General features: G+C 29.1%; 6 protein-coding genes. 4 read left to right on the top strand and 2 right to left on the bottom strand.

Features of this window, described 5'->3' with window-relative positions; all coding sequences use genetic code 11:
* Window positions 1-238: 238 nt before the first annotated feature.
* Together WDZ41_00120 and WDZ41_00115 are read right to left on the bottom strand one after the other, a co-directional pair.
* Window positions 239-1,144 carry a hypothetical protein gene (locus tag WDZ41_00120; protein ID MEX0939746.1) on the bottom strand — a complete coding sequence of 302 codons (906 nt, stop codon included), beginning with the start codon at window positions 1,142-1,144 and terminating at the stop codon, window positions 239-241.
* Window positions 1,145-1,184: 40 nt separating this feature from the next.
* A complete protein-coding gene (locus WDZ41_00115; protein MEX0939745.1) occupies window positions 1,185-1,850 on the bottom strand; it encodes a hypothetical protein in 666 nt (221 codons plus the stop codon).
* A 1,084-nt stretch (window positions 1,851-2,934) separates the two neighbouring features.
* Between WDZ41_00115 and WDZ41_00110 the strand changes: the two genes are divergently transcribed.
* The 4 genes from WDZ41_00110 to WDZ41_00095 are packed head-to-tail and all read left to right on the top strand — an operon-like array spanning window position 2,935 to window position 6,920.
* On the top strand, window positions 2,935-3,879 hold the full coding sequence (locus WDZ41_00110) for an NAD-dependent epimerase/dehydratase family protein (GenBank protein ID MEX0939744.1): 945 nt from the start codon (window positions 2,935-2,937) through the stop codon (window positions 3,877-3,879).
* Window positions 3,876-5,006, top strand: coding sequence for an SDR family NAD(P)-dependent oxidoreductase (locus WDZ41_00105; protein ID MEX0939743.1), 1,131 nt, complete (start codon window positions 3,876-3,878; stop codon window positions 5,004-5,006). Before WDZ41_00110 ends, WDZ41_00105 begins: the two co-directional genes overlap by 4 nt.
* 32 nt (window positions 5,007-5,038) lie before the next feature.
* Entirely contained in the window at window positions 5,039-6,100 is a 1,062-nt protein-coding gene (locus WDZ41_00100; protein ID MEX0939742.1) for a hypothetical protein, read from the top strand.
* 16 nt (window positions 6,101-6,116) lie between these two features.
* On the top strand, window positions 6,117-6,920 hold the full coding sequence (locus tag WDZ41_00095; protein MEX0939741.1) for a glycosyltransferase family A protein: 804 nt from the start codon (window positions 6,117-6,119) through the stop codon (window positions 6,918-6,920).
* Window positions 6,921-7,082 lie beyond the last annotated feature (162 nt).

The raw sequence follows: 7,082 nt of genomic DNA, 5'->3' as shown, positions 1-7,082 counted from the left end.
GATAAAAAACCTCAAATAGCGACAACTGCAAAAGCTATTGCCAAAGTTTGTTAGATCGAGTTCACGTTAGCTTATGATTACCATAATTATTTTGTTTTTAATTGAGAATAAATATGATTAAGTTATCACTAGTTAATCGTCGAAACTTTTCATCATTTAAATTTTTAATATTTTCGTACTTCATTAGATCTTCTTGCGGAGACAATACTACTCGAAATTTTGGCGTTTCTATATTATTTTAATAGCCAATGGCTAGTTTCGAAAGAGATCTATTATAAGTCATATACTCTGGATGTACCATTATTCTACAATAAAAAATAATAAGATTAAAAAGATATCTAATATTATCGGGCTTAATTTCCTTGGCAAATAAAATCATTAATTCGAGCATAATATCTGTTCGTACCGTTTTTGCTTCATAATTAGAATTATCCATATCAATTAGAGTTAAATTTTTTCCTTGAACCACCATATTATTTGGCATCCAATCTAAATGAGGAATATTATACATCTTAAGAACTTCCGAACAAAGTTGGTCTGACCGAGGATATATACCTTTTAGCATCTTAAATGTCATAAAATTAATACCCGACTTCCATGGAATTGGTTTTGGGTCTTTAATATATTTTTTAAGAAAAAATTTTGTATCATAAGAGCTGATTATTTCCCTAACAGCATTACCATTACTTGCTGGTTCTAACCACTGAGTTCTCTTTAAAAATGTTATTTTATTTGCTTTATAATACATAACCTTAGATTGTTTTTTTTCTATTGTTTCAAAACCTACTGCTCTTAATTCATCTTGCAGTATTGAATCATAATTAACCTGTATAAATACATGTTCTGCAAGACATGCAATCACAGTTACCCATGATCTTGGTATTTTTTGCTGTTCACTATTGATAAATGCTATATCTATATGTTCGCACTCACTAAACCGCTGTATTGTATCTTTAGTAAGCAATTCCGATAAATGTATCATATTATCAAGATATGTAGGATTTATAATATTATTACTACTCCATAAAATAAACGTACTCTCTTTATTTTTTTGAGCTAAAGACGTTATATGCTCTATTTCTGATGATATTTCTAGATATGTGATTGGGCGATTAAAATAATTTAAATATCTTTCTAAACACATAATCGAATCAAACTGTAGGCACATAATAATTAAAAAAATACTAGTCTTCAAATAAAACATCTGTATAAACCCCATTAAAAATAGTATATGTTTGACGAGTTATATTAGGAATAGATAATGATAAAAGAGATTTTCTTCTATCAAATAAGTAAATTTCATATATCAATGTTCCTCTTTTAGACGTATAAATTACTTTACCACCCTTTTGTAAAAGAGCATTTCGAATAAAAAAAGTGTGTTCTCCTGTATTAATAGGATTTTCAATTAAAACAACTGGTGCTAATCCAAGAATTTCATCAATAACATCTAAAAAGTAATCAAATGGAACATCCTCACTTTTTCGTATATGATGTATAACCGAAAAAGCTAACACCACATCAAATTTCTCGAATCTTGAAAGAAGTTTAAAATCTTCTAAAAAAAATCTTTTTTTTAAAATAGTTAGACTTTTTAACTTTGAATTTAATTCACATAGATATTTTAAATAATCTGCTGTTTCCCATACAAAATTTGTTATGGTATAACCATCTTCAATCATTACACAACGAGCCTTGAAGTCTTGTGCCATCCTAAAAGAAAAATACCCTTGACTTGCTCCAATATCTAAAGCTTTAAAGCCAATCGGAAGTGTCTGTAAAACCTGTTTTAATGCCTGGTACCGCTTAGGACATTCTCGAATACCATTATAGATAACCTGCCCATGCAACCAAACATCTTGGTAAACCTCAGGAAGTCTTTCAATACCAGCAATATTTAAAAAACTAAAAAATAAAAAAAAAACCGATACCTATTAGTACATTTTTTTTCTTTTTTCTTAAAGAAATTAGTACCTGTCCTTGTAAAATTAAAGTAATTCGCGTTCAATTTTACAAAAAATATTTCCATATAAGTCCTTAAATTTTTATGATTACTTAAGTAATTTTTACCAAGTAGAAAATATCTATTCACATGAGATCATAATAAATTCCATTATGTAATGCAATATTATAAAAACAATTAGAAGTATATAGGACTATTTTATAACTTTTTCGCCGTAACCATATATGCTCAATTATTTTATTTACGAAATACTTGCAATCGCCAATCATTATAATTAGGAGCAATATTGAGTTGCGCAAATGCATGAAAAATAGAACGTAACTGGTAAAATTTACCACTGTACAATTTTAATAATTTTTTGGTTATTTCTGATCCATATTAAAACACAGTTTCATGATACCCATTACGAGAAGAAAAGGATAAAAAATGTTGTTGTACCAATAAAAATACTCGTCAATATTAATACAAACACAGGAAAATTAATTCTCATAGAAACCTCCAGAAATAAAATTGCCCAAACTATCCTTTCTAGAAGTTTACTAAAATTGCAAATTATATCAAAAAGGAAAACAACCTAAAAGTCGTTATATCAAATGCTTTTTTATGACCAATATATTTTTGATCGGGAAAGTTTATAGATTTGATCAAATAGATATAATACATAAATATACAAATTATTTTTTGTCCAGCCGCCGCAAAAGCTATGGCGGACAGCTTTCGCTTTTGCAAGAATAAAATTATTTTAAACTAAGAAAATTTCCCTTAAAAAAAAATGGCCGTGCCAGCTTTCGCCAAGGCTTCAGCTGGCGTCCCATAGAGGATTATTTTAGAACTAATAAGTAACTGATATAGAATCATCAGCAATATGCTTTTCAAGTCGATGTGGATAGTTTTTTATGAAATTCTTGCCTTTTTTTAATATCATTTACTAGGATTAAATTTGTTCAATTATGAGTGACTAAGGGAAGAATATGTTGTTAAGTGTAAAAAGACTTGCTCTCGTTTTAAAGTTATCATTTTTTTTGTTTCATACCCAAATTTTGTTATGCAAAACTTTCTTGGTATTTGGTGGAAAAAGCGGATGGGTCGGCCAAAAGATTGCTACAATATTAAGAAACATGGACCATGTAGTATATTGTGCAAAATCGAGGTTAGAACAAAGAGAGACAATTGAGCAAGAAATAAAACAACTTAGGCCTGATTGCATTATCAATACAGCAGGCATTATAGGCAGACCTACAATTGACTGGTGTGAGTTCCATAAACAGGAAACTCTAAGATCAAACATTTTAGGTTTGCTTAACTTAGTAGACTTAGCATATTTGCATAACTTACATGTAACAAACATCGCTACTGGCTGCATTTATCAGTATGATGATAAGCATCCATTAGGAAGTGGTATTGGTTTTTCGGAAGAAGAAGAACCCAATTTTTTTGGTTCATTTTATTCTTGCACAAAAATATTGGCAGAAAAACTGATATTGAATTATCCAAATGTTTTGAATCTTAGATTAAGAATGCCTATATCTAGTGATTTGAGCCAAAAAAGTTTTATTGGAAAAATTATTAATTATAAAAAACTTATAAATATTCCTAATTCAATGAGTGTTTTGGAAGATTTATTACCATTGATACCACAAATGATCGAACGCAATCTTGTTGGTAACTATAATTTTGTAAATCCTGGAGTAATATCACACAATCAAATTATTGAATTATATAAACAATATATTAATCCGAATCATCAATATGAAAATTTTACAATAGAAGAACAAAATCAAATATTGAAAGTACCAAGGTCAAATTGTGAGCTCAGTGCAAAAAAGTTATTAAGTGAATTTCCACAAATACCACACATACAGGATTCAATTAGGAACGTTTTTTTAAGAATAAAAACAAAGGAGAATAAACAATGAAGCTTTATAAATCAAGCATTTTGTTTATATCACTAACGTTCAAGGCTTTTTGTTTTTTTAATGGCAGTAAAGATTATAGAGATTTGTTTGAGAATAAAAAAATACTCATTACTGGAGGTACTGGATTCATCGGCAAAGCGTTAATTAGCGAAATTATAAAATATAATCCAGATAAAATTGTTATATTTAGTAGAGATGAAGTAAAGCATGCAAAATTACTAGAAGATTTCAATAATAATGAAAAAATAGTTAGCATATTGGGTGATATAAGAAATTATGAATCAATATGGCTTGCTTCAAAAAACATTGATCTAGTTATACATGCGGCTGCTCTGAAACGGATAGATATACTGGAATATAATATTTTTGAATCTATTTATACAAATTTAATCGGTACAATGAATATAGCAAAAGCTTGTATAGACAATAAAGTTAAAACCGCTTTGCTCATATCAACGGATAAGGCATGCTCCCCTGTAAATACTTATGGAGCATGCAAATTCATCTCGGAAAAAATATTTACTAATACATCTTTTCCAAATGAGACGCGCTTTTTAGTTGTAAGATATGGCAATGTACTTCAAAGTACTGGTTCTGTTATTCCATTTTTTTGTGAAAAAATAAAGAATAAACAAGCTGTGCTTTTAACCAGTTGCGAGATGACCAGATTTTTTATTACTAAAAAACAAGCCGTAGAACATATATTTAAAACATTAAAATATGGATGCGGAGGAGAGATTTTTGTTCCACAGATACCATCATTTAAAATAATTGATTTAATTTATGTACTACAAAAAAAACTTGGACAGGAAACCGAAATTCAAATTATAGGCATAAGACCTGGCGAAAAAATTCATGAGGTTATGATAAATAATTTGGAAGTACCTAGGACTTATAAATTTAATGGTATGTATGTAATACTATCTACAATAAAACAACATTTGGAAGAAACGGCATATACAAAATATGGTCAGCTCTTAAATATAACCAATTTCAATAAATACAGTTCGCGTGATTCTATTATATCTTTCGAAGACTTTTATTTTTTTTTAGAGAAAAATAATATTTTAAGTGAAAAAATGCTTAATAAAAAGAAAAACTTGAGAATGTCAGATTTTCTGATTTAAATTTATTAACAGCTATATAAAGGAATTTTTTTATGAAAATAAAGGCAGGCTTTCTGAATTTAGCAGTTTACTTATTATTTTATTCAGCAAACGCATATTATGTACAACAAAATACTATTCTCATATATTCAAAAAATACGATTGCAATAAATAAAATTTTAAACAAATTTAATATACAATATGAAAATATTCAAAACAAAAACTACAGTGATGACAATTTGTATATCATTTCAGGTGATGCAAGTTCAATGCATGTCGCTACCCTGCCAAAATATTATATATTTCATCAAACCAGTAATTTACACAAAGGTTTGTCAGCAAATGCTCTAACTTTATTTTCTAATGCTATCGCCGTATGGGATTGTAGTTGGGATAATATAAACCGTTACAAAAATAGAATTAAAAATTATTATTATTTGCCAGATGAGAATTATGAATTCTTAGATCCAATAATATTACCATGTTTTTTACCAATTAAGGCCCTTAGTGCATACAGAAAATTATTGGAATATAGTAATTCTAAACCTTCAGATATATCAATGCATGTGCCTGGATTATTTTGTCATTGTGTATTTCAAAATCCCGAATTAATAATAGAAGCTGGTGTGCGCTGGGGTGATGGATCAACTATTCCATTATATGAAGCAAAGAAACTCCTAAATTCATATCTGATAGGATTAGATATTGTTAACTACTCACATATTTATTCGAAGTTAAATAGTTGTTTATTTCTTCAAATTAATGATTTAGAATTCCCTCTCTATTTGCAACAAAAAATCAATATTCAAAAAAAAGAAATCGATTTTGTCTTTATTGATACAACACACGACTATTTACATACCAAAAAAGAAATTGAAATGTTTACGTCTATACTTTCAAAACATGGCACTTTAGGTTTTCATGATTCGAACCCTCTTCCTGGTGACCCTGATGGAGTTAAAATAGCCCTTAAAGAATATTTTAATCTCAATTTTGATGAGTCCCGATATGGCAATTACATAGTTAAAAAAGATCAAGATATGTGGAATATAATTCATTACCCGTTCTGTAATGGTATGACGATAGCAAAGAGAATTGAAAAATTTGTGTTATAAAAACAAGGAGTATCCAATGAAGATAAAATTGTTGCTTATATCAATGTTATTTTTTAGCTATATTTATAGCTTTAAAATTGATAATCTTGTACCTAGACGGGAAAAACGCACTATGACAACTTCTGTTGTTGTACCGTGTGTTGCAAGACACTTTTTGTGGCTTTCAGGAATGTTAGAAAGTTATGAAAATCAAACAGTACGACCTGATGAAGTAATAATTTCTATTTCTGAAGTGGAAAAACTAAATCCAAAAGAAATAAATGACTTAGAAGCCGGCATGTGGTCTTTTAAGTTAAAGGTTATACGTAAGAAAGGCGTTATTCTGGATGGGGATAATCGTACGATTGCTATGGATAATGCATCCGGAGAAATTTTAATTTTTAGCGATGCGGATGATATTCCACATCCTCAGAGAGTAGAAATTGCAAAATTTATTTTTGAAAATTATGAAGTAGATCATATATTACATGGGATGGCCAACTCCAGAAAAGAAGACTTCAATCTCAGTAAACTGGATGATTTAGAAATTCTTAAATTTAATAATTTTGGACAGATTCTTAATTTTGCAACGAATACTGGTTTTGCTATAACAACTGGAAGCCCCTGTTTTTTAAGAAAGGTTGGAGAAAAAATTAAATGGGAAGCAATCAAAGATCAAGAACATGCTCATAAGGTCTACAATTTGTTTAAAAATAATATAGTATTATGTTCGCGCCTAATACTATATCGCATGTTTTTAAGTTCACATGGGAATAGAAATGCAGGAATGATTAAGGACATCTTGATTCCTAAGTGTTACATAAACAACCAGACAAGGTAAAGACCTACTCGGCTGCAAGCAACCGAGCTTTCAAACTACTTTGAGTTGCTTTCCCCATATTTCTTGAGCGTCCATTTTCTTTAGTTGATTTCTAACATAACGTAAAATCGATCTAAAAATTAACAAAATTATTAAAAAAAAATATCCTTTCTTTCAGAGCCG

Source organism: Candidatus Babeliales bacterium, from assembly GCA_040879965.1.
GTDB lineage: Bacteria > Babelota > Babeliae > Babelales > JACPOV01 > JBBDJI01.
This window is presented reverse-complemented; position numbering and strand designations above follow the sequence as displayed.